The 20986-nt window shown below is 66.4% G+C and carries 16 protein-coding genes and 1 riboswitch; of the genes, 8 read left to right on the top strand and 8 right to left on the bottom strand.

The features are described from left to right. The first annotated feature begins 172 nt into the window (after nt 1–172). The gene (locus tag ACSYS9_RS17970; protein WP_071228119.1) at nt 173–2299 is read left to right on the top strand and encodes a methyl-accepting chemotaxis protein; all 2127 of its coding nucleotides are present in this window, start codon (nt 173–175) and stop codon (nt 2297–2299) included. 86 nt (nt 2300–2385) lie between these two features. Here ACSYS9_RS17970 and ACSYS9_RS17965 read toward each other — a convergent pair whose 3' ends face one another. Both ACSYS9_RS17965 and ACSYS9_RS17960 read right to left on the bottom strand, forming a co-directional pair. After that, the gene (locus ACSYS9_RS17965) at nt 2386–2676 is read right to left on the bottom strand and encodes a hypothetical protein (protein ID WP_005410634.1); all 291 of its coding nucleotides are present in this window, start codon (nt 2674–2676) and stop codon (nt 2386–2388) included. A gap of 14 nt (nt 2677–2690) precedes the next feature. After that, nucleotides 2691–3230 (bottom strand): hypothetical protein, encoded by a 540-nt coding sequence (locus ACSYS9_RS17960; RefSeq protein WP_071228120.1) that lies wholly within the window; start codon nt 3228–3230, stop codon nt 2691–2693. A gap of 140 nt (nt 3231–3370) precedes the next feature. On the opposite strand from ACSYS9_RS17960, the gene ACSYS9_RS17955 reads away from it, so the two are divergent. Then, entirely contained in the window at nt 3371–4111 is a 741-nt protein-coding gene (locus tag ACSYS9_RS17955) for an alpha/beta fold hydrolase (protein ID WP_071228121.1), read from the top strand. 9 nt (nt 4112–4120) lie between these two features. Here the strand turns inward: ACSYS9_RS17955 and ACSYS9_RS17950 are convergent, their stop codons facing one another. Together ACSYS9_RS17950 and ACSYS9_RS17945 are read right to left on the bottom strand one after the other, a co-directional pair. Further along, complete coding sequence (locus tag ACSYS9_RS17950) at nt 4121–4594, bottom strand: hypothetical protein (protein WP_071228122.1); 474 nt, start codon at nt 4592–4594, stop codon at nt 4121–4123. Between the two features lie 22 nt (nt 4595–4616). Then, nucleotides 4617–6707 (bottom strand): catalase, encoded by a 2091-nt coding sequence (locus ACSYS9_RS17945; RefSeq protein WP_071228123.1) that lies wholly within the window; start codon nt 6705–6707, stop codon nt 4617–4619. 116 nt (nt 6708–6823) lie between these two features. Between ACSYS9_RS17945 and ACSYS9_RS17940 the strand changes: the two genes are divergently transcribed. The 3 genes from ACSYS9_RS17940 to ACSYS9_RS17930 all read left to right on the top strand — a co-directional run bounded on the left by ACSYS9_RS17940 (nt 6824) and on the right by ACSYS9_RS17930 (nt 9510). Further along, the gene (locus ACSYS9_RS17940; protein ID WP_032127825.1) at nt 6824–7546 is read left to right on the top strand and encodes an AraC family transcriptional regulator; all 723 of its coding nucleotides are present in this window, start codon (nt 6824–6826) and stop codon (nt 7544–7546) included. Between the two features lie 82 nt (nt 7547–7628). Next, nucleotides 7629–8996 (top strand): amino acid permease, encoded by a 1368-nt coding sequence (locus ACSYS9_RS17935; RefSeq protein WP_071228124.1) that lies wholly within the window; start codon nt 7629–7631, stop codon nt 8994–8996. Nucleotides 8997–9099: 103 nt separating this feature from the next. Continuing rightward, complete coding sequence (locus tag ACSYS9_RS17930; protein WP_005410627.1) at nt 9100–9510, top strand: VOC family protein; 411 nt, start codon at nt 9100–9102, stop codon at nt 9508–9510. Between the two features lie 92 nt (nt 9511–9602). On the opposite strand, the gene gcvP is transcribed toward ACSYS9_RS17930, so the two are convergent. Then, a complete protein-coding gene (gene gcvP, locus ACSYS9_RS17925) occupies nt 9603–12470 on the bottom strand; it encodes an aminomethyl-transferring glycine dehydrogenase (RefSeq protein WP_071228125.1) in 2868 nt (955 codons plus the stop codon). Nucleotides 12471–12532: 62 nt separating this feature from the next. Next, nucleotides 12533–12635: riboswitch (glycine riboswitch) on the bottom strand. A 299-nt stretch (nt 12636–12934) separates the two neighbouring features. On the opposite strand from gcvP, the gene ACSYS9_RS17920 reads away from it, so the two are divergent. The 3 genes from ACSYS9_RS17920 to ACSYS9_RS17910 all read left to right on the top strand — a co-directional run bounded on the left by ACSYS9_RS17920 (nt 12935) and on the right by ACSYS9_RS17910 (nt 15675). After that, entirely contained in the window at nt 12935–14161 is a 1227-nt protein-coding gene (locus ACSYS9_RS17920) for a multidrug effflux MFS transporter (protein WP_071228129.1), read from the top strand. Between the two features lie 142 nt (nt 14162–14303). After that, nucleotides 14304–15200 (top strand): siderophore-interacting protein, encoded by an 897-nt coding sequence (locus tag ACSYS9_RS17915; RefSeq protein WP_071228126.1) that lies wholly within the window; start codon nt 14304–14306, stop codon nt 15198–15200. 82 nt (nt 15201–15282) lie between these two features. Then, on the top strand, nt 15283–15675 hold the full coding sequence (locus ACSYS9_RS17910; RefSeq protein WP_071228127.1) for a hypothetical protein: 393 nt from the start codon (nt 15283–15285) through the stop codon (nt 15673–15675). A gap of 295 nt (nt 15676–15970) precedes the next feature. Here ACSYS9_RS17910 and ACSYS9_RS17905 read toward each other — a convergent pair whose 3' ends face one another. The 3 genes from ACSYS9_RS17905 to ACSYS9_RS17895 all read right to left on the bottom strand — a co-directional run bounded on the left by ACSYS9_RS17905 (nt 15971) and on the right by ACSYS9_RS17895 (nt 20914). Further along, nucleotides 15971–17935 carry a M2 family metallopeptidase gene (locus ACSYS9_RS17905; protein WP_440568278.1) on the bottom strand — a complete coding sequence of 655 codons (1965 nt, stop codon included), beginning with the start codon at nt 17933–17935 and terminating at the stop codon, nt 15971–15973. A 565-nt stretch (nt 17936–18500) separates the two neighbouring features. Then, entirely contained in the window at nt 18501–20150 is a 1650-nt protein-coding gene (locus ACSYS9_RS17900) for a phosphoethanolamine transferase (RefSeq protein WP_071229548.1), read from the bottom strand. Next, complete coding sequence (locus ACSYS9_RS17895; RefSeq protein ID WP_071229549.1) at nt 20147–20914, bottom strand: phosphatase PAP2 family protein; 768 nt, start codon at nt 20912–20914, stop codon at nt 20147–20149. Before ACSYS9_RS17895 ends, ACSYS9_RS17900 begins: the two co-directional genes overlap by 4 nt. Between the last annotated feature and the right edge of the window lie 72 nt (nt 20915–20986).

Raw genomic sequence — 20986 nt, 5'->3', positions numbered from 1 at the left:
GGATCTGACGTCCGCATGAGCAGTCGCGCCCACCGCAGTCAATTCCCGTGTCCAGAAGCGGCCGGGCCGGGGCTCACCAAGGTGAACGGTGGCCGACGCTATCGACGGACGGCGATCAAGATTGCCTGCCGGGCCGCCGATAAGGGCGCATCCCCCCGTTTTGGATACCCCCATGAACTACTTGAGGAACGTCAGGGTTGCCTGGCGTCTTGGGCTGGGCTTTGGCCTGTTGCTGCTGCTGGTTGCCGCCGTGGTGGCCACCGGCGCCACCGCCAGTGTCGTGCAGAAGCGCGCGATGCAGCAGGTGGTCGACGTCAGCGTAGCCAAGGTGCGCCTGTTGTCGCAGATGCTCGATGCCAACAACCAGATGATGGTGGTGCGTCGCGAGATGCTGATCCGCCAGGGCGACGACCGTGGCCACGACGAGCAGCGCATCGCCGATCTGGTGAAGCGCTACGAGGCCAGCTGGACCGCCTATCAGGCGCTGCCCAGCGACGCCGACGGCAAGGCCATCGCTGAAACCATCGCCGCCAAGCGTGCCATTGCGCGTCCACTCAACAAGCAGACCAGCGAACTGATGGAGCAGGGCGACTACCCGGGCGCCGTAGCGCTGACCCTGGGCCCGGTGCAGGAAGCGGCAAACGGCTGGAACAAGGCGCTGTCCGATGGCGTGGACTTCGAAGAGAAGGAAAGCCGTGAGGCAGCCGCCGAGGCGATCCGCCTGGGCGAGCGCAGCCTGCTGCAGCTGCTGGTGCTGGGCGGCGTCGCGCTGCTGGTGGGCATCGGTGCCTCGGTGATGATCGGCCGCAGCCTGACCGGCCCGCTGGCCCGCGCGGTGAACCTGGCCGAGCGCCTGTCCAAGGGCCAGCTGGACCAGGAGTTCCGCCTTGGTGGCCGTGACGAACTGACCCAGCTGGGCGAGGCGATGGCCAGCGTGCGGCAGAGCGTGCAGGCGGCGATCGGCGCACAGCTGCAGATGGCCGAACAGCACGAGGCCGGTGCGATCCGCTACCGCATGGACGCCAGCGCCTTCCCCGGCGATTTCGGCCGCATGGTGCAGGCCACCAACAGCCTGGTCGAATCGCACGTGCAGGTGGAACTGCTGATGGCTGAAGTGATGCAGCGTTACGCCATCGGTGACCTCAGCCGCGACCTGCCGGACTACCCGGGCGAGAAGGGCACGCTGACCCGCACTCTGGCGGCAGTGAAGCAGAGCCTGATGGCGATCAACGCGCAGATCGATGAACTGGCCCGGGCCGCGCGCGCCGGTGATTTCAGCATGCGTGGCGATGCCGCTGCGTTCCAGTTCCAGTTCAAGGCGATGGTCGAGCACCTCAACGGCATGATGGCCAGTTCGCAGGCCAGCATCGCCGACGTTTCCGACGTGCTACGCGCGATCTCGCACGGCGACCTGACTGCACGCATGGACGGCGAGTACGACGGTGTATTCGCCCGCATGCGTGACGACGCCAACACCACCACCGCGCAGCTGACCGGCATCGTGCGTGGCATCCAGGTGGCCGCCGACAGCATCAACAACGCGGCGCAGGAACTGGCCGCCGGCAACAACGACCTGTCGCGCCGCACCGAGCAGCAGGCCGCCAACCTGGAAGAAGCCGCCGCATCGATGGAGGAACTGACCTCGACTGTGCGCCAGAATGCCGAGCTCGCTCGTCAGGCCGACAGTGAAGCGCACGCCGCCGGTGCCGCCGTACGCGAAACCGAGCAGGCGATGGCGCAGATGGCGTCGGTGATGGGTGAGATCGATCAGTCCTCGGCACGCATCTCGGAAATCTCCACCGTGATCGACGGCATCGCGTTCCAGACCAACATCCTGGCGCTGAATGCTGCGGTTGAAGCCGCGCGTGCAGGTGAGCAGGGCCGTGGTTTTGCCGTGGTCGCCAGCGAGGTACGCACGCTCGCACAGCGTGCCGGTGTCGCCGCCAAGGAGATCAAGGAACTGATCGAAGATGCCGCTGCGAAGGTGAAGAGCGGCCTGGCAGTGACGGTCGAATCGGAAGCTGCGATCGCGCGCGTAGCCCAGGCAAGTTCGCGCACCACCCAGCTGATGAGCGACATCGCAGCGGCCAGCAAGGAACAGGCCGCCGGTATCGAGCAGGTCAACCAGGTGGTGGTGCAGATGGACCAGGTGACCCAGCAGAACGCTGCGCTGGTGGAAGAAGCCACCGCGGCGAGCCGCGCGCTGGAAGAACAGGCGCATGCGCTGACCACGTCGGTTTCGGTGTTCAAGGTGGAGCAGGGCGCGCGCATGCCCATCATGCCTGCGCAGGCGGCGTAAGCAACCTGCGACTGGATGTTGGATGGCGCCCTGCATGCGCTCCCGCGTGCAGGGCGTCGATGCGCGCAACCGGTCCGTGCCGTTGGCTAGCGCCCGCGCGCGGCGCGTTCGATCAGCCAGCCGGCTGCGTACAGCAACAGCAGTGTTGGCGGAACCAGTACTGCATACGCGGTCGACCAGGGTTTGCCGTACAGCAGGCTGCCTGCGCCGATGGCATCGAGTGCAGCAGACTGCAGGGTGATGGGGAGCGACATCAGGATATAGGCCCCCTTCGGGTCCGCATCCGACTGCGCGCCGTGAACCAGCCATGCGGTCAACAGCAGGTAGACCACGCAAAGCGCAAGACCGGTCCAGCTCAGTAATCGCCGCATCTTCATCCGCACGCCTCCGTTCAACGGACGTCGAAGTGAGCCTGCAGAGGCAGGCTCACATTCCGCAGCAGATCCCTGACCACCACCTGCGCAGTCCACGTGCCTTTCGGATCACTGGCCTCGGCCACGAACTTCAGGTGCAGGTTGGTCATGTACAACAGGTTTGGCGGGCCGGGCAGGGCAGCGGTGAAACAGGGAACATCGCGTTCGTCGATGCTGGTACTGCCGTCCGGGCGCAGCATGCGCAGATCGCAGTGCACCTTGGGTACGCGGTTCTCATCCAGTTGCGGGTTGGACAGGAATGTCAGCAGGAACAATTCACCGCCCGGGTGGACTTCGTCGGCCTCGGTAAAACCGGGAGTGGTCTCCGGTGGGGTTTCCAACTTGGCCTGCCAGTCGGCATCGGAGGTAACCAGCAGCGATGCAGCAAAGCCACCGCTGGATTTCATAGCACCGGTCTCCGGCATCGCCTTGCCGTCCCCGTTTATCCAACCATCGCTGGCGGAGCTGTTCAGTGGCAGCATCATGGCCATCATGGCCAGCGCGTAGGTCCATCGCATCAACGGCTCTCCTTGGCAGCCGCGTTCCGCGGCAGAGCGGGCAGTATTGCTCAACCTTGCCCGGCAAAGCAGCCGGAGAGCCGGAGCAGAGTTTCCGTTGCCTGCCGATGTGGGCGATGCTTGCCAGCAAAGGAGGTGACATGGGAATCGGGAGCGAGGAAAAGCCGGGCGGTGATTCAGCATCACCCACGCCGCAGCACGTGCTGATGCTGCCCGGCCTGGATGGCTCCGGCAGGCTGTCGTTCCCGTTTCTGTCAACACTCCAGGCTCATGGGCTGACGACGCAGGCGATTACGCTGCCTGCGCAGGGAGGGCAGGATCACGCCACGCTGGCCCAACGGCTGTGGTCGCAGCTGCCCGGCCATCCCTTCATCCTGCTTGCCGAGTCCTTCTCGGGCCCGTTGGCAGTTGAACTGGCCACACGACACCCTACCGGGCTGCGCGGACTGGTGCTTGCCTCGACCTTTGCGAGTCGGCCGGTGCCATTGCCGGCAGCCAGCGCAGCCCTGCTGTCGCCGGCCTGGCCTCTGCCTCCCGTGGCGTTGCTTGCGCGCCTGTTGCTGGGGCGGTGGCGCACCCGCGAGCACCTGTCGATGCTGCGCGATGCGCTGGCCCGGATTCCGGCGGCCACATTGCGGCAACGCGCCGCAGCGACCCTGCGCGTCGACGTACGCGCATTGCTGCCGGCAATCGACGTGCCGACGCTGTGCCTGCACGCGTGCCATGACCGCCTGCTGTGGCCACCCAGTGTGGCAGAACTGCAGGCCCTTTTGCCGGATGCCCGGCATGTTTCGCTGGAAGGACCGCATCTGCTGCTGCAGGCACGCGCTGACGCAGCCGCAGCCGAAGTTGCCGCGTGGATGAGGACGCTGTCGCCCTGATCGAAGGACTCAGCCCCGCGCGCGGGTACGTGCTGCCTTCTTCGCCGCCACCTTGCGCACGGTCTTCTTTGCCGCACGGGTTTTCGCTGCCTTCTTCGCCGCAGCGCTACGCGAGGCGGGAGTGCTGGACTTCTTGGCCACCGTCTTCTTTGTCGCCTTCTTTGTGGCTGTCTTGCGAGCCGGTGCCTTCTTTGCCGCCGCCTTCTTCGCAGGGGCCTTCTTCGCTGCCGTCTTGGGTGTGGCCTTCTTTGTAGCGGACTTCCTGGCAGGCGCCTTCTTCGCAGCCTTCTTGCGGGTCGCCTTCTTCGTACCCTTGCGCGCGCTGCCGCCACGCTTCCCACCACCATCCTGCTTGTTCACGGTCGCCCAGGCAATGCGCTCGGCCGTGCCTTCGCTGGCACCGCGCTCGCGCTCGCTTTCCTCGATGTGCTCGGCCTGACGCTTCTGTTTATCGGAATATGCGGATTTGTCACCACGGGGCATGACAGTTCTCCTGTTGTTGTAGTCAGGCCAGCAGGCGCAGCTTGGGTTCGCGCGCCCACTGGCGGGTGGCGGCCGCTGCCAGGAATGCCTTGGCGTCTTCCGCTTCGACGATGCCGGCGTCGTTGCCGACCCTTGCCGCCTTCAGCAGCGTCTGGCCGCCCGCGTCGCTGGCGATGGCCTTCAGGTGCGCCCACGCCTGGCTGACGAACTCAAGGGCAGCGCTCTCTTTCGACAACGCCTTTGATGCCTCTACGCTCAGCACCACGGCCACCGCATCGAACACGGCCGATGGCGTGCCGGCCAGTTGCCCATCGGCGGCCTGTACGCTGCCGTCACTGAGCGTGGCGCCTCCCACTTTTGGTGCGACCAGCTTCACGTTTGCACCTGCCTTCCGGGCCGCTTTGCTCAGGCTGGCAATCAAGCGCGCGTCGGAGCCTTCGTCGAACAGGATGCCGATGCAGCGCCCTTGCAGGGTGGGTTTGTTGCGACCGATCACCCGCACTTCGGGGGCGGGGGGCATGTCCCGCACTGGGGTAGCGGTCGGCGCCGGGTCGGGCAGTGCAGGCAACGCCAGACCATCGGCCACGCGCTGCGCCAGTGAGTCATCGATGTTGCGCAGGTGACTGACGGTGCGTACCCGCACCTTCAGCGTTTCCACCTTGGACAACTCGAACACCAGCGCCGATGCCAGATGGGCCTGTTCCGGCTTTTCAAGGCTACGGAAGAACATGCGGGCCTGGCTGTAGTGGTCGGCAAAGCTATCCGCGCGGATGCGGCCCTTGCGGCCATCGTCCGTGCTGGCGTGACTGCGGAATCCGCTTGAGGCCTCGCGCGGTGTGTTTTCCTGCAGCGAGCTGGGATCGTAGGCCACCCGGCCCTTGGGAACCTGCATCTGCATGTGGCCGTCGCGCTGATGATTGGCAAACGGGCACTTCGGAGCATTCACCGGGATCTGGTGGAAGTTCGGCCCGCCGAGACGCAGCAACTGCGTGTCGAGGTAGGAGAACAGACGACCCTGCAGCAGCGGGTCGTTGCTGAAGTCGATGCCCGGTGGCACGTTGGCTGGGCAGAACGCAACCTGCTCGGTCTCGGCGAAGAAGTTGTCCGGCCAGCGGTCCAGCACCATGCGGCCGATGACCTGCAACGGCACCAGCGATTCGGGAATGATCTTGGTCGGGTCCAGATGATCGAACGGGAATGCGTCGGCCTCTTCTTCCGTGAACAGCTGCACTGCCAGTTCCCATTCGGGGAAATCGCCGCGCTGGATCGCCTCGAACAGGTCCCGGCGATGGAAGTCATTGTCGGCCGACTGCAGCTTCAGCGCTTCGTCCCAGACCGTTGACTGGATGCCCAGCTTCGGCCGCCAGTGGAACTTGACGAAAGTCGACTCACCTGCCTCGTTCAGCAGGCGGAAGCTGTGCACGCCGAAGCCTTCGATCATGCGCAGCGAACGCGGAATGGCACGGTCGCTCATTGCCCACATGATCATGTGCATCGACTCGGGCATGAGCGAGATGAAATCCCAGAAGGTGTCGTGGGCCGTGGCCGCCTGCGGGAAGGCACGGTCCGGTTCCATCTTCACCGCGTGTACCAGGTCCGGGAATTTCATGGCGTCCTGGATGAAGAACACCGGGATGTTGTTGCCGACCAGGTCCCAGTTGCCTTCCTTGGTATAGAACTTGACCGCGAAGCCGCGCACGTCGCGCGGGGTGTCCACCGAGCCTGCGCCACCGGCTACCGTCGAGAAGCGGGTGAACACGGGTGTCTTCACGCCTACCTCGGTCAGGATGCGCGCTCGGGTATGCGCCTTCAACGATCGGGTCAGCTCGAAGTAGCCATGTGCTGCGCTGCCACGTGCGTGCACGATGCGCTCGGGAATGCGTTCGTGATCGAAGTGGGTGATCTTCTCGCGCAGGATGAAGTCCTCCAGCAGCGTGGGCCCCCGGGTTCCCTGCCGCAGGGAGTTCTGGTTGTCCGCCACCGGGATGCCCTGATCGGTGGTCATCACCGGATGGCTGGCCCCGGCCTGCTGGTGCAGTTCATCACCGTCGCCCCGGTAGTGGTTTTCGGCGTGGGTGGTTGCGCGCTTGCCGGTCGGCTTGCTGGCGGCCATTGACGTTGGCTCCGGATGATCTGAAAGAGAACCACGACACTGGAACCGAGCCCGTTAAACCGAGGTCCGGCAAAGGTGAACGTACAGGCAAAAGCAGGCTCGGGTATGCTTGCCCCATGCGAGTCGAGCCCGCCGACATCGAAGCCCTGTTCGACGCCATCCCGGATGTGCTGTTCTTCATCAAGGACCTTCAGGGGCGTTACACCCACGTCAACCAGACCATGCTGCGGCGGCTGGGCCTGCGCGCGCGCAAGGACGTGATCGGGCGTACCGCGGCTGAAATCTACCCGACCGGCCTCAGCGCGGACTACGTCGACCAGGACGCCCGCGTGCTGTCCGGTGAGGTGATCGAGAACCTGATGGAGCTGCACCTGTTCGCCAACCGCGAACCGGGCTGGTGCCTGACCTGCAAGCGCCCGCTGGTGGTCGATGGGGCCATCGAGGGCCTGATCGGCATATCCCGCGACCTCGGCCAGAAGGACAGCCTGGGCACCCAATACGAGCAGCTGCGGCTGGCCCTGGCCCACCTCAATGCGCACTACGCCGAGAACGTGCGCATGCAGACCCTGCTGGACATCACCGGCTTCTCGCTGTCGAAGCTGGAGCGCAGCTTCCGCAAGGTGTTCCAGATGACCCCGCAGCAGGTGCTGACCCGGCTGCGGATCCAGATGGCCATGCACCTGCTGCACGGTGACGACAGCATCGCCTGCATCGGCCAGGCCTGCGGTTTCAGCGACCAGAGCGCCTTTACCCGCAAGTTCAAGGCTGAAACCGGTTTCTCGCCGCGCGCCTACCGGGCCCGTATTGGTGGCAACGTCGGCGAGCCGGCGCTGGCCTGAGCCGCCTGCTGCGCTGTGCCTATCCCCGTGGGCACGGGACAGGGTAAGGTGTCGCCCCTGTAGCCCGCCGCCAGCCCCGCCGATGCCCAACTCGATTCCGACCGCTTCGCCGTCCCGCCTCGGACATTCGCTCAAGCCCCGCCAGCTGATCATGATGGGTCTGGGCAGCGCCATCGGCGCCGGCCTGTTCCTCGGCTCGGGCGTGGGTGTACAGGCGGCCGGCCCGGCGGTTCTGGTGTCGTATCTGGTCGCTGGTGCGCTGGTGATCATCGTGATGAACGCACTGGGCGAGATGGCGGCGGCCAAGCCCACCAGCGGCGCGTTCTCGGTCTATGCCGCTGATGCCATGGGAGCCACCGCCGGCGCCACCGTGGGCTGGCTGTGGTGGGTGCAGCTGGTGATCGTGATCGCCGCCGAGGCGGTAGGCGCGGCCGGGCTTCTTGCCACGGTCTGGCCGGCGATACCGGTACCGATGGCGGCGCTGGCCTTCATGCTGTTCTTCACCGCGATCAACCTGCTGGGAGTGAAGAACTTCGGCGAGTTCGAATTCTGGTTCGCCATCCTCAAGGTGGTGGCGATCCTGGCCTTCATCGCCATCGGCGTGGCGCTGCTGATGGGCTGGCTGCCGCAGGTGACCTCGCCGGGCCTGAGCAACTTCACCGAGCATGGCGGCTTCGCGCCGAAGGGGCTGGCCGGTATTGGCGCGGCACTGCTGGTTGTCGTTTTTGCCTTTGGCGGGACCGAGATCGTAGCCGTCGCTGCGGCCGAAACCGAAGATCCCGAGCGCAGCATTGCCCGTGCCATCCGCACCGTGGCCTGGCGCATCCTGGTGTTCTACATCGGCTCGCTGAGCGTGATCATCGCCGTGGTGCCGTGGACCAGCGAGGCGCTGAAGTCGCCGTTCGCTGCGGTGCTGGATATTGCCCGCATCCCGGGCGCGGGTACGGCCATCACCCTGATCGCGGTGATCGCGCTGCTGTCGGCGCTCAATGCCAACCTCTACGGCGCCTCGCGCATGATGTATTCGCTGGCGCAGCGCCGCGAAGCCCCGGCCGTGCTCGGCTGGACCGACCCGCGCCAGGTGCCGGTGATCGCCGTGCTGGCCAGCGTGCTGTTCGGCTTTGCCGCCACGGTGATGGAACTGCTGTTCCCGGACCGGGTGCTGCCGGTGCTGCTGAACATCGTCGGTTCCACCTGCCTGCTGGTGTGGACGCTGTCGCTGGTGTCGCAGCTGGTGCTGCGCCGCCGCGCGGATCGCCTGGGTACCCGCCTGCCGTTCCGCATGGCCGGCTTCCCGTGGCTGACCTGCTGCGCGCTGGCGATCCTGGCACTGATCTTCGGCCTGCTGCTGAGCGAGTCGCACACCCGCCTGCAGTTCCTGTCGATGGTGGCACTGACTGCCACGATCGCCGCCAGCAGCGCCATCGCCCGGCGCATGCGCGAGGCGTGACTGAAGCTGCCGGCCAGCGGCCGGCACTACCACGGGGGCTGCACATCCGCCGTGCCATCCTGATCGTGTGGGCCGTCAGCGGCCCGTCGACCAGGAGTACCGCATGCTGCGCAGCCGCCCCTTCCTGATGTTCACCGGCCAGGCCGAAGCGGCCCTGGCTCTGTATGCCGAGGCCTTCGCCGATTTCCGCCTGCTGGCAATGCAGCGCCATCCGGACGGCGCCGGTGCCGGCGTGCCCGGGCAGGTCCGCCAGGCCATCTTCCTGCTCGGTGGAACCCACTACCTGTGCTTCGACAGCCTGGACGTGCACGATTTCACCTTCTCACCGTCGATCTCGCTGTTCGTGGAGTGCTCCGGCGCCGAGCAGTTCGAGCGTGCCGCACGCGTGCTGGGCGAAGGCGGTCATTGGTTGATGCCGGTGGGTGACTACGATTTCAGCAACCGCTACGGCTGGGTGCAGGACCGCTTCGGTGTGTCGTGGCAGTTGAGCCTGGGGCAGATGCCGGATCCGTGATCGGATGTTTGTGGGTGTGGACATTGGTCCACACGCGCTTATGAAAACGGCCCGCTTGCGCGGGCCGTTCTGTTTACCGATGCAGCGAGGAATCACGCCTCGACTTCATCATCCTTGTAGGCATCGACCGGGATGCAGGCGCACATCACGTTCTTGTCGCCGTACACGTTGTCCACGCGTGCCACCGGCGGCCAGTACTTCTGCAGCTTCAGGCTCGGCAGCGGGAACGCAGCCAGTTCACGCGGGTAGGCGTGGGTCCATTCGCTGGCGGTCACGGCGGTCGCGGTATGCGGCGCGTTCTTCAGCGGGTTGTCCTCGCGGTCCAGGCGGCCGTCTTCGATCGCGGTGATCTCCTCGCGGATCTGGATCATCGCGTCGATGAAGCGATCCAGCTCGTGCAGCGACTCGCTCTCGGTCGGCTCGACCATCAGCGTGCCGGCCACCGGGAAGCTCAGGGTCGGGGCGTGGAAGCCGAAGTCGATCAGGCGCTTGGCCACGTCCTCGGCGCCGATGCCGCTGGTCTTCTCCAGCGGGCGCACGTCCAGGATGCACTCGTGTGCCACCAGGCCGTTGCGGCCGGTGTACAGGGTCTTGAAGTGCGGGGCCAGGCGCTTGGCGATGTAGTTGGCGTTGAGCTGCGCGACCTGGGTGGCCTTGCGCAGGCCGTCGCGGCCCATCATCGCGATGTACATCCAGCTGATCGGCAGGATCGAGGCGCTGCCGAAGCTGGCCGCGCTGACCATGCCGACCGGGCCGTTGTCACCCAGCTTGCCCGGCAGGAACGGGGCCAGGTGCTCCTTGACCGCGCACGGGCCGACGCCCGGGCCGCCACCACCGTGCGGGATGCAGAAGGTCTTGTGCAGGTTCAGGTGCGAAACATCCGAACCCCACTTGCCCGGCTTGGCCACGCCGACCAGGGCGTTCATGTTGGCACCGTCGGTGTACACCTGGCCGCCGTGCTTGTGGATGATCTCGCAGATCTCCACCACCTCTTCCTCGAACACGCCGTGCGTGGACGGGTAGGTCATCATGATCGCGGCCAGGCGGTCGCTGTACTTCTCGGCGTTGAGGCGGATGTCCTCGACGTCGACGTTGCCGTTGGCATCGGTCTTGGTCACCACCACCTTCATGCCGCACATCTGTGCCGAGGCCGGGTTGGTGCCGTGCGCCGAGTCCGGAATCAGGCAGATATCGCGATGTTCCTCACCGCGCGAGCGGTGGTAGGCGCGGATCGCCAGCAGGCCGGCGTACTCGCCCTGCGCGCCGGAGTTCGGCTGCAGGCTGACCGCGTCGTAGCCGGTGCATTCCACCAGCATCGCTTCCAGCGTGTCGATCAGTTCCTTGTAGCCCAGCGCCTGGTCGGCCGGCACCAGCGGGTGGATCTGCGAGAACTCCGGCCAGGTCACCGGGATCATCTCGGCGGTGGCGTTGAGCTTCATGGTGCACGAGCCCAGCGGGATCATCGTGCGGTCCATTGCCAGGTCCTTGTCGGCCAGCGAACGCAGGTAGCGCAGCAGCTCGTGCTCGCTGTGGTGGGTGTTGAACACCGGGTGGGTCAGGAACGCGGACTGGCGCAGCAGGCCGGCCGGCAACGCGTCGGCGGTGCTGGCATCCAGTGCGTCGACGTCCAGCGAGGCACCGAACACGGCAGCCACGGCGACGATGTCGGCGCGGGTGGTGGTCTCGTCCAGGCTGATGCCGACCGAGTCGCTGTCGATCGCGCGCAGGTTGTAACCGGCGGCGCGTGCCTTGGCGTGGATCTCATCGGCGTGCACGCCGGTGACATGCAGGGTGTCGAAGAAGTCACCGCCGACCTGCACGCCGGCGTTGCGCAGCGCGGCGGCCAGGATCGAGGCCAGGCGATGGGTGCGGCGGGCGATGCGGGTCAGGCCGTCCGGGCCGTGGTAAACGGCGTACATCGAGGCCATCACCGCCAGCAGCACCTGTGCGGTGCAGATGTTGGACGTGGCCTTCTCGCGGCGGATGTGCTGCTCGCGGGTCTGCAGGGTCAGGCGGTAGGCCGGGTTGCCCTGCGCGTCGATCGAAACGCCGATCAGGCGGCCCGGCATCGAGCGCTTGTAGGCGTCACGGCAGGCCATGAAGGCGGCGTGCGGGCCACCGAAGCCGAACGGCACGCCGAAACGCTGGCTGTTGCCGACCACGATGTCCGCGCCCCATTCGCCCGGAGCGGCCAGCAGGGTCAGGGCCAGCAGGTCGGTGGCCACGGCCACCAGGCCGCCGCGCGCGTGCACGGCATCGACCAGCGCCTTGTAGTCGCCGACCTGGCCGAAGGTGTCCGGGTACTGCAGCAGCAGGCCGAAGGCTTCCGCTTCCAGCGCTTCGGCCGGAGTGCCGACGCGCAGCACGATGCCCATGGGCTCGGCGCGGGTGCGCAGCAGTTCCAGCGTCTGCGGGTGCACGGCGTCGTGCACGAAGAAGGTGTCCGACTTCGACTTGGCCGAACGCTTGGCCAGGGTCATCGCTTCGGCGGCGGCAGTGGCTTCGTCCAGCAGCGAGGCGTTGGCGATTTCCATGCCGGTGAGGTCGGCGCACAGGGTCTGGAAGTTGATCAGCGCTTCCATGCGACCCTGCGAGATTTCCGCCTGGTACGGGGTGTAGGCGGTGTACCAGGCCGGGTTTTCCAGGATGTTGCGCAGGATCACGTTCGGCGTGTGGGTACCGTAGTAGCCCTGGCCGATGAAGCTGCGCAGCACGGTGTTCTTGTCGGCGATCGCACGGATCTTCGCCAGTGCCTGCACTTCGGTCATCGACTCCGGCAGCGCCAGCGGCGCCGGCGACTTGATCTTGGCCGGTACGATGGCATCGGTCATGCCATCCAGCGACGCGTGGCCGACGACATCGAGCATCTGCGCGATCTCGGCGTCGTTGGGGCCGATGTGGCGCTCGACGAACGCATTGTGGTGCTCGAGCTCACGCAGGGAAGGGGTGTTCTGGGACATGGCGAAGGATCCGTCAGGAAAGGGCACACGCACGGGCACAAGCCGCCGGTCGGCGGTCTGCGGGGCGCCCCTCTGTCCTTTTGCCTGAGAGTTTAAAAGCGCGGCGGACCGCGGCTTCGTGCCCCTTCGGCGCCGGATCGAACCGGTCTCTCCAGAGTTCTGTTACGGGTGGTATCGGGCCTGAGCGATTACGGGCGTTGCGCCTTCGGCAGCGGTGTTCCGCTTCTCCCACCGTGTTGCCCGCTGATTATAGCCCGTTGCGGGCCCGCCGGCCGCCTCCAGGCATGGCCGCCGCGCCTGAATGGCCGATGGCCCGGCCGTGCGTTTTGTGCACCGCTGCATGGCATCGGGCGCAATCCCCACCTATGATGGGTGGATACCCGAATTCATCTGGCGCTGTCCCTGCAGAAGGGGACCGGCGCCCGCCGTGCGTGCCGCGCATGGCCCTGCCGGACGCCTTCCCCATGACCGCCGCTGTTGCTCCCTCCACCCGCCGCATGGCCCTGCTGCTCGCCGGTCTGGCCATGTTCGGTCCGTTCTCGATCGACACCATCTTTCCGGCGTTCCCGCAGCTGGCCCAGCGCCTGGCGGTGGACGAAGTGGCGGTGCAGCAGACGATCAGCGTGTACCTGCTGTTCTACGGCCTGATGAGCCTGGCGCACGGCCCGCTGTCCGATGCCTGGGGCCGCAAGTGGGTGATCCTCGGTGGCCTGGTGGTGTTCGTCGGCGCCTCGGTCGGCTGCGCGCTGTCCACCGACCTGACCACGCTGCTGGCGTTCCGCGCGCTGCAGGGCCTGTCGGCGGGTGTCGGCATGATCGTTGGCCGCGCGGTGATCCGCGATCTCTACCATGGCCACGACGCGCAGCGCCTGATGAGCCAGGTGTCGATGCTGTTCGGCATCGCCCCGGCCATCGCACCGATCATCGGTGGCTGGATCCTGCTCAGTGGCGCCGGCTGGCCGCTGATCTTCTGGTTCCTGGTGGTGTTCGGGCTGGTCCTGCTGGCGGCCACTGCACGCTACCTGCCGGAGACCCATCCGGTTGAAGCGCGCGTGCCGTTGTCGCCGCGCACGTTGATGCGTGATTACCTGCGCATCGGCTTCAACCCGCGCTTCCTGCGCCTGGCGCTGGCCGGCAGCATCGGCTTCGGTGGCATCTTCCTGTACATCTCCTCGGCGCCGGTGTTCGTGATGCAGCACCTGCATCTGGGCGAGGGCGGCTTCGCCTGGCTGTTCATCCCCACCATCGGCGGCATGACCACCGGCTCGTTCCTGTCCGGGCGCATGGCCGGGCACACCACGCCCACCCGCCAGGTGTCCATCGGTTTCGGCCTGTGCGCGCTGTCGGTGCTGCTGAACGTCGGCTACGTGGCGCTGGCGCCGCAGTTCGTGCTGCCGTGGGCGGTGCTGCCGATCTTCCTGGGTGGCATGGGCATGGCATTGATCTTCCCGATCCTGGCGCTGGCGGTGCTGGACATGTACCCGCACCAGCGTGGCCTGGCCTCGTCGCTGCAGGCGTTCGTGCAGCTGATGATCAGCACCGTGGTGGCCGGCGTGGTGTCGCCGCTGCTCAGCGCCAGCCCGCTGCACCTGGCGCTGGGCCAGGCGGCGTTCTTCGGCGCCGGCTTCGTGTTCTGGTACTGGGAACACCGGCGCGAACGCATGGTGCAGGCAGTCTGCACGGGTCACTGAGCAGCGTGCAGGGGTAGGGCGGACGGGGATGCCGGCACATCCTTGCAACCGCGGACAACCGGACTAGGCTGGGCATTCCAGCCAGCCGGTGCGTGGATGCACGACAGCCAGCCAATCCGATGTCGTTGCATGAGGTTCCCCCATGGCTGCGCAGCAGACCTACCGCCTGTTCGAGGTGGCGCTGAAGGAGCGCCGCGTTCTCTCCCCTTCCCTGGACCGCATGGTATTCACTGGCGCCGACGTGGCGCGGATGAAGACCGAAGGCCCGGACCAGCGGATCAAGGTGTTCTTCCCCTTGCCCGGCCAGGACCTGCCGCAGGTCCCCAGCGGCGAGGACTGGTACCCGCGCTACCGGGCGCTGCCGGACGATCAGCGCCCGCCGATGCGCACCTACACCATCCGCCAGCTGCGTGCGGAGCAGGGCGAGGTCGACGTCGATTTCGTCATCCACGGGGTGACCGGACCCGCTTCGCGCTGGGCCATGCATGCACGGCCGGGAGACCGCGTGGTGTTGCTGGCCCCCGATGCCGACTGTGCCGAGAGCAGCGAAGGCTGGGAGTGGAAGCCACCAGCCGGTGTCGGCCAGGTACTGCTGGTGGCCGATGAAACGGCGTTGCCTGCGGTGGCGGGCATCCTCGAAGAGCTGGCGGACATGCCTGATCCGCCGCGCACGCTGGCATTGCTGGAAGTGGCCCAGGCCGGCGATGCGGTGCCGTTGAAAGCGCCGGGCACAGCCGAGCTGGTGTGGTTGCCGCGTGGGCAGGCCGCCTATGGCCAGCCGCTGCTGCAGGCGGTCCAGGAACGGCTGTCAGCGACCTCAAGCGTGGCTGCTGGCGATGCGCTGGAGGAGATCGACGTCGATACGCAGATCCTCTGGGAGCAGGCCGACACCTGCGTGGCCGGGCCGCTGTACGCCTGGGTGGCGGGCGAGGCGGGGGCGGTGATGGCGATCCGCCGCCACCTGGTGCGCGATTGCGGGCTGGACCGCCGCGCGATCACCTTCATGGGCTACTGGCGGCACGGCAAGGTGCTGGACTGACCATACTGGATCGAGCACGCGTGAAGCAGCGCTGCGGGCGGGGTGCGCTATCCTTGCGCCCCCTTCGCAGCGGTACCGCACCATGTCCACCAGTTCCAAGACCCGCCGCGACCAGCGCCGTCGCCAGGAAAAGCAGGCCGCCAACAAGGCCGCCGCGCAGGCATCGCCGGTGGAACCGCATGCCGAGCTGCGCGATGCGCAGCGCACCCTGCTGGCCGGTGTCGTGCGCCGTGACGGCGAATGGGTGCTGGGCATGGACGGCCGCATCGCTGGCCACAGCGAGAGCGCTGCGCAGGTGCTGGCGCTGATCATGCAGGCCGGTGAACTGCACGAGCGCAACGGCACGCCGGTGCGCCTGATGTACTCCGATGCGCTGGGCGATGCCGCGCAGGCCGAAGCGAAGGAGAAGGGCCAGACCTTCGAGGAATTCAAGGCCGAGCTGGCCGCAGCGATGGCCGCGAAGAAGAACAGCTGACAGGCCTTTCGGTAGAGCCGGCCGCTGGCCGGCTGCCCGTTGGGTCTTCATCGCGTAGTTGCCGGCCAGCGGCCGGCACTACCGGAAAGGGGCGGGTCCTCGCGGACCCGCCCCTTTTCTCATTTCGCCGCCGGGGCCGCGTTGGCCTGCCAGCCGCACATCTGGCCTTCGTTTGATTGCTGTTTCGGTAGAGCCGGCCGCTGGCCGGCTGACCGTTGGGCCTTCATCGCGTAGTTGCCGGCCAGCGGCCGGCACTACCGGAAAGGGGCGGATCCTCGCGGACCCGCCCCTTTTCTCAATTCGCCGCCGGGGCCGCGTTGGCCTGCCAGCCGCACATCTGGCCTTCGTTCTGCTGCTTCAGCCACTCGTTGACCGGGGTGAAGTACTCGATCATCGGGCCGGCATCGAGCTTGTCGGTACCGGTCAGCTCCTTCAGCGTGGCCTGCCACGGCTGGCTGGCACCCTTGCTCAGCATCGCCCAGTACTTCTGGCCGGCTTCCTTGTTGCCGTAGAAGGTGCACTCATGCAGCGGGCCCTTGTAGCCGGACGCGTCGCACAGGCCCTTGTAGAACTGGAACTGCAGGATGCGCGCCAGGAAGTAGCGGGTGTACGGGGTGTTGCCCGGCACGTGGTACTTCGCGCCCGGATCGAAGAACTCCTCGCCGCGGGTGCTTGCCGGGGCCACGCCCTGGTACTTGGCCTTCAGGTCCCACCACGCCTTGTTGTAGTTGTCGGCGGTGATCGAACCATCGAACACTCCCCAGCGCCAGCGGTCGATCATCAGCCCGAACGGCAGGAACGACACGCCCGACAGCGCCATGCGCATCTGGTTGTTGATGACCGCTTCGCGGCTTTCGGTCGGCGCATCAACCAGGCCGATCGAGCTGAGGTACTTGGGCGTCATCGCCAGCACGATGGTGTCGCCGATCGCTTCATGGAAGCCATCGTTGGCACCGCCCTGGAACAGCGGCGGCAGCGGGTTGTAGGCCAGGTCGTAATAGATGTGGCCCAGCTCGTGGTAGATGGTGGTGAAGTTCTCTTCGTTCGGCTTGATGCACATCTTGGTGCGCACGTCGCCTTCCATGTTCATGTCCCAGGCGCTGGCGTGGCAGACCACGTCGCGATCGTCGGGCTTGATGAACTGGGTCTTTTCCCAGTACGACTGCGGCAGCGACGGCATGCCCAGCGACACGTAGAAGTCCTGGGCGCGCTCGGTCATCTGCTTGGCGGTACGCAGTTCGGCCTCGCGCTGTGCCTTGTACTGCGCCGCTACGTTGGCATCCTTGCCGGCCTTGGCCAGCGCCGCGCTCAGGTTGGTCTGGTACTGCTTTTCAAGCGCTGCAGTGATGTCCAGGCTGCCGGCACCCGGATACGGCTCCAGCTGGTCCCACAGATTCGACCAGTCCTGCTGCCACATGTTGCCCAGCAGGTGTGCGGCGATCAGGCCATTGCCCACTTCCGCCTTGTCCTTGCCGTAGGTCTTGTCCAGCTTGCCGCGTGCGTAGCAGTGCAGCTGCTCGTACATCGGCTTGACCTGTTCCCACAGGCGGTCGGTTTCCGGGCCGATCTGCTCCGGCGGCATGTCGTAGCCGCTGCGCCACATCTGGCCGGCATCAGTGAAGCCCATGCCCTTGGCACCTTCGTTCACCAGACCGACAAATTTCTGGTAGTCGCCGCGCATGCTCCTGGTGGTGCTGTGCCAGCCCTGCCAGGCGTCGAGCTGCTTGTCGTAGTCGCGGCTGCGTGCCAGCACCTGCTCCAGCTCGCCCAACTGGCGGCAGGAGTTCGGATCGTTGGCATCGGTGCAGTACTTGCCGGCGCCGTAGCTGCCTTCCATGCGCGTGGCGATCTGGGTCAGCTCGGCCAGCTTGGCCGGGTCGCGCGGTGCCGGCATCGACGACATCAGCTTCAGCAGGTGGATCGCGCGCTTGCTGTCCTCGCTCATCGGCTTGCCGTCGAACTTGGCGGCCTGTTCGATCCAGCTGTTGAGCTGGGTCAGCGAGCGCTCGTTGGCCTTGGCCGCGATGCGTTCCGAATCACTGTTGATGTACGTGGAGGACAGCCACTGCGCCGAGGTCATCTCCGGGTAGGCGGCCTTGAACTCGGTATTGATGCGGGCCACGAACTGGTCGGCGGTTTCGCCGGCCGGGGCGCTGCTGCTGGCGCTATCGGTGCCTGGCGCAGCTTCCTTCTTGCAGGCGGCCAGGGCCAGCGTGGCGGCGGCGACAGCCGAGGCCAGCAGGAGATGACGGTGTTTCACGGGCGGTCCTTGGGTGGTGAACGACGGCCGAAGGCTAGTGGGCCGTCGCCGCCACCGCAAGTGGCGGAAGTCGGTTGGGTTCGGCAGGGCTGCGCCCTGCACCTGCCGAAGCAACGGCAAAGGCCGAAGCAACAGCAGAAGCGGGCGATCCGTGGTTTGGCGGGGCGGTGTGGACTTGCAGGACACGCCGTAAACCCGTCCATGGGGGCTCGATGGCGCCATCCATGGCGCCAACGGTCCTGCAAGCCCACACCGCCCCACCTCTGACAGTTCCCCGCGATCTGGTAGATCCACGCCATGCGTGGATGGAATCTGTCAGATATTCGAAATTGATCGATTGAGATTCAACAGGTCGCAGGAAACTGTCAAAGGCGGGGTGGGTCCGGTGGCGGGGGTGTCAGCCGCATGGATGCGGCTGCCAAGCCTCCAGGGACGGATTCACGGCGTCCCCCGCCACCGGACCCACCCCGCCATCCCACGGAATGCACGCTGTTGCTGTTGCTTCGGCCGTTGCGGTTGCAGTTGCCTCTGCAGGTGCAGGGCTGCAAGCCCTGCCGGACAACCCTCAACCCTCGCAGTTGGCGAACACGTCGCGGTCGCGCTCGTACAGCGAGGTATTCACCTGCATCAGGCCCAGCACCGACGGGAACAGGTTGTCATGGTCGGTGTAGGCCGCCGAACGCTTGCGCACGCACTGCAGGTCCAGCCCGCGGCTGCTGGCGAAGCCCTGCGAGAACCACATCGTCATCGGTACCCGGGTCTGCTCGGCCGGCGCGATGGCGTAGGGCACGCCATGCAGGAACAGGCCCTTCTCGCCCAGCGACTCGCCGTGGTCGGACAGGTAGATCATCGCCGTGTCGTAGTCCTGCATGCCCTGCAGCGTGCCGATGGTCTTGGTCAGGAAGTGATCGGTGTACAGCACGGCGTTGTCGTAACTGTTGGTGATCTCTTCGCGCGAGCAACGACCGATGTCACGGGTATCGCAGGTCGGGGTGAAGCGGCGGAACGCGGCCGGATAGCGCTCGAAATAGGCCGGGCCGTGGTTGCCCAGCTGGTGCAGCACCACCACCCGGTCACCGGGCCTGGCACGCACCTGGGTGGCGAGGTCCTGCAGCAGGATCTCATCCATGCAGCGGCCATCGGCACACAGGCCAGGCGTGGTGGCATCGGACAGCGACTGGAAGTCCAGGCCTTCGCACACGCCCTTGCAGCCGGACTGGTTGTCACGCCACAACGGCGCGATGCCGGCGCGGTTCAGGACGTGCAGCAGCGACTGGTGTGCGCGGATCTTTTTTTCGTCGTAGTCGTGACGACCCCATGGCGAGAACAGGCACGGCAGCGAAACCTCGGTGCTGGTGCCGCACGAGTGCATGTCCGGGAAATTGATCACGCTGGCCTGCGCCAGTTCCGGGGTGGTGTTGCGGCCACCGTTGAGCCCCCAGTTCTGCGCGCGCACGGTCTCGCCCATGACGATCACCAGCAGGCGCGGCTTGCTGGCCGGCGCGCGCGGGGTGGCCTTGGCATCGGTGCCGATCGGCAGCTTCGGCGCGCGCTGCACCGGGTTGTCACCGCGCAGTGCACGCGGCATGCCCAGCAGCACGTTGGCCGGTGTCGCGAGGTAGCGCACTTCGCGCTGGTTGCGCATCAGTGCCGAGACATCCTGGAACGAGATCAATGCACCGCCCACCGCGGTCACTGCCGCCACGACCAGGAAGCCGACGCGCCAGAGCAGGCTGCGGCCCCAGCTGCGGCGGCGCAGCTGCACGCGCCACAGCACCGCCATCGGCAGCACTGCCAGCAACAGCACCGGCCACAGCAGCGACACGGTCATCAGCTCACGGCTTTCCTTGGGATCGGTCGCCAGCACGTTGCGCAGCATGTCCGCATCCAGGTAGATGTGGTAACGGCTCATGTAATGCGCAGCGAATGCGGTCACCAGCAGCAACAGGCTGATCACCACCTTGGCGTTCCAGCGCCAGACCAGGATGCCCAGCAGCACGCCGTGCGCACCGAGCAGCAACAGCAGCAGCGACAGCGCGTAGCGCAGGCTGCCCGGATGGCTGGCCATCGCGCTGTGCCAGAACAGGCCATTGCCTGCCACCGCGAAGAACAGGCTGGTCAGTGCGATCAGTGCTTCGGTGGACAGCTGCGGCCGCCAGCGGCGAAGGTTCGCCAACGCGGGAAGGCGGGCGGGGCGTTGGACCGATGCACTCATGCGTTTGCCTCCTGGCGGTGGGGACGGTCCAGCTGACGGCGGGCCAGGACGCGTTTGACGATCAGATACAGGCCCAGCGAAAGCAGCCAGCAGATCAACGCAGTAGCAACGTCATGCGAAAGGAAATGCGCGCCCCGCAGCTGCTGGCTGACGCCGAATACCAGGCCGGTGCCAAGGCCGATCCACAACCCGGCCCAGCGCCATGAAGGGCGCCACAGCAAGGCGAAAAAGTACAGGGACAACCATGCATAGCCCGCGCTGGCGTGGCCGGCCGGGAAGCAGGCCTGTGCGGCCATGCCTGCGGGGCGTGCCGTGAAAAGCCCGATGAACGGCTGGTGGCCACCGTAGCGCAGCAGGTCCCAGGGGCATTCCATCGGCACCAGCGACTTCAGCAGGGAGATCACACCCGTGCCCAGGGCCATGGCAATCACGACATAAAGCAGCGCCCACCGCAGGGTGCGATCGCGACCCTTTCGCCAGTGGTGGAAGCACAGCAGGATCGCCACGAGCGCAGCAGCCGTGCTCAGCCACTTGCCGGCCTTGTGCACCACCGTGCGGGTGACCCAGGCGTCCTGTAGCGCCCAATGGCCACCCTCAAGGCGGAACAGGTGATCGGCGACCCATTGGTCGCCGCCGAAACCCATCAGCAGCGTAAACACGGGCAGACCGATTGCGACAGGCAGCCAGAGGTGAGTTACGGCGAATTTTGACGCCAGTGGCGATGTCGCAAGCGGCGCTACCGAATCAAGGGGACGGACGGGCATGCTGGGAAAGGGCGGGTCGGGAATCCGCGGCCATGCTCGTCACCTGGATGTCGGAGAAGGGTCGGACGCTCG

This window comes from Stenotrophomonas sp. STK17_22 (genome assembly GCF_051983905.1).
GTDB lineage: Bacteria > Pseudomonadota > Gammaproteobacteria > Xanthomonadales > Xanthomonadaceae > Stenotrophomonas > Stenotrophomonas maltophilia_A.
This window is presented reverse-complemented; position numbering and strand designations above follow the sequence as displayed.

Bases quoted from the DNA above. Each gene is read 5' to 3' on its own strand.
- ACSYS9_RS17970 (WP_071228119.1), top strand. From the start codon at position 173: ATGAACTACTTGAGGAACGTCAGGGTTGCCTGGCGTCTTGGGCTGGGC.
- ACSYS9_RS17965 (WP_005410634.1), bottom strand. From the start codon at position 2,676: ATGAAGATGCGGCGATTACTGAGCTGGACCGGTCTTGCGCTTTGCGTG.
- ACSYS9_RS17960 (WP_071228120.1), bottom strand. From the start codon at position 3,230: ATGCGATGGACCTACGCGCTGGCCATGATGGCCATGATGCTGCCACTG.
- ACSYS9_RS17955 (WP_071228121.1), top strand. From the start codon at position 3,371: ATGGGAATCGGGAGCGAGGAAAAGCCGGGCGGTGATTCAGCATCACCC.
- ACSYS9_RS17950 (WP_071228122.1), bottom strand. From the start codon at position 4,594: ATGCCCCGTGGTGACAAATCCGCATATTCCGATAAACAGAAGCGTCAG.
- ACSYS9_RS17945 (WP_071228123.1), bottom strand. From the start codon at position 6,707: ATGGCCGCCAGCAAGCCGACCGGCAAGCGCGCAACCACCCACGCCGAA.
- ACSYS9_RS17940 (WP_032127825.1), top strand. From the start codon at position 6,824: ATGCGAGTCGAGCCCGCCGACATCGAAGCCCTGTTCGACGCCATCCCG.
- ACSYS9_RS17935 (WP_071228124.1), top strand. From the start codon at position 7,629: ATGCCCAACTCGATTCCGACCGCTTCGCCGTCCCGCCTCGGACATTCG.
- ACSYS9_RS17930 (WP_005410627.1), top strand. From the start codon at position 9,100: ATGCTGCGCAGCCGCCCCTTCCTGATGTTCACCGGCCAGGCCGAAGCG.
- gcvP (WP_071228125.1), bottom strand. From the start codon at position 12,470: ATGTCCCAGAACACCCCTTCCCTGCGTGAGCTCGAGCACCACAATGCG.
- ACSYS9_RS17920 (WP_071228129.1), top strand. From the start codon at position 12,935: ATGACCGCCGCTGTTGCTCCCTCCACCCGCCGCATGGCCCTGCTGCTC.
- ACSYS9_RS17915 (WP_071228126.1), top strand. From the start codon at position 14,304: ATGGCTGCGCAGCAGACCTACCGCCTGTTCGAGGTGGCGCTGAAGGAG.
- ACSYS9_RS17910 (WP_071228127.1), top strand. From the start codon at position 15,283: ATGTCCACCAGTTCCAAGACCCGCCGCGACCAGCGCCGTCGCCAGGAA.
- ACSYS9_RS17900 (WP_071229548.1), bottom strand. From the start codon at position 20,150: ATGAGTGCATCGGTCCAACGCCCCGCCCGCCTTCCCGCGTTGGCGAAC.
- ACSYS9_RS17895 (WP_071229549.1), bottom strand. From the start codon at position 20,914: ATGCCCGTCCGTCCCCTTGATTCGGTAGCGCCGCTTGCGACATCGCCA.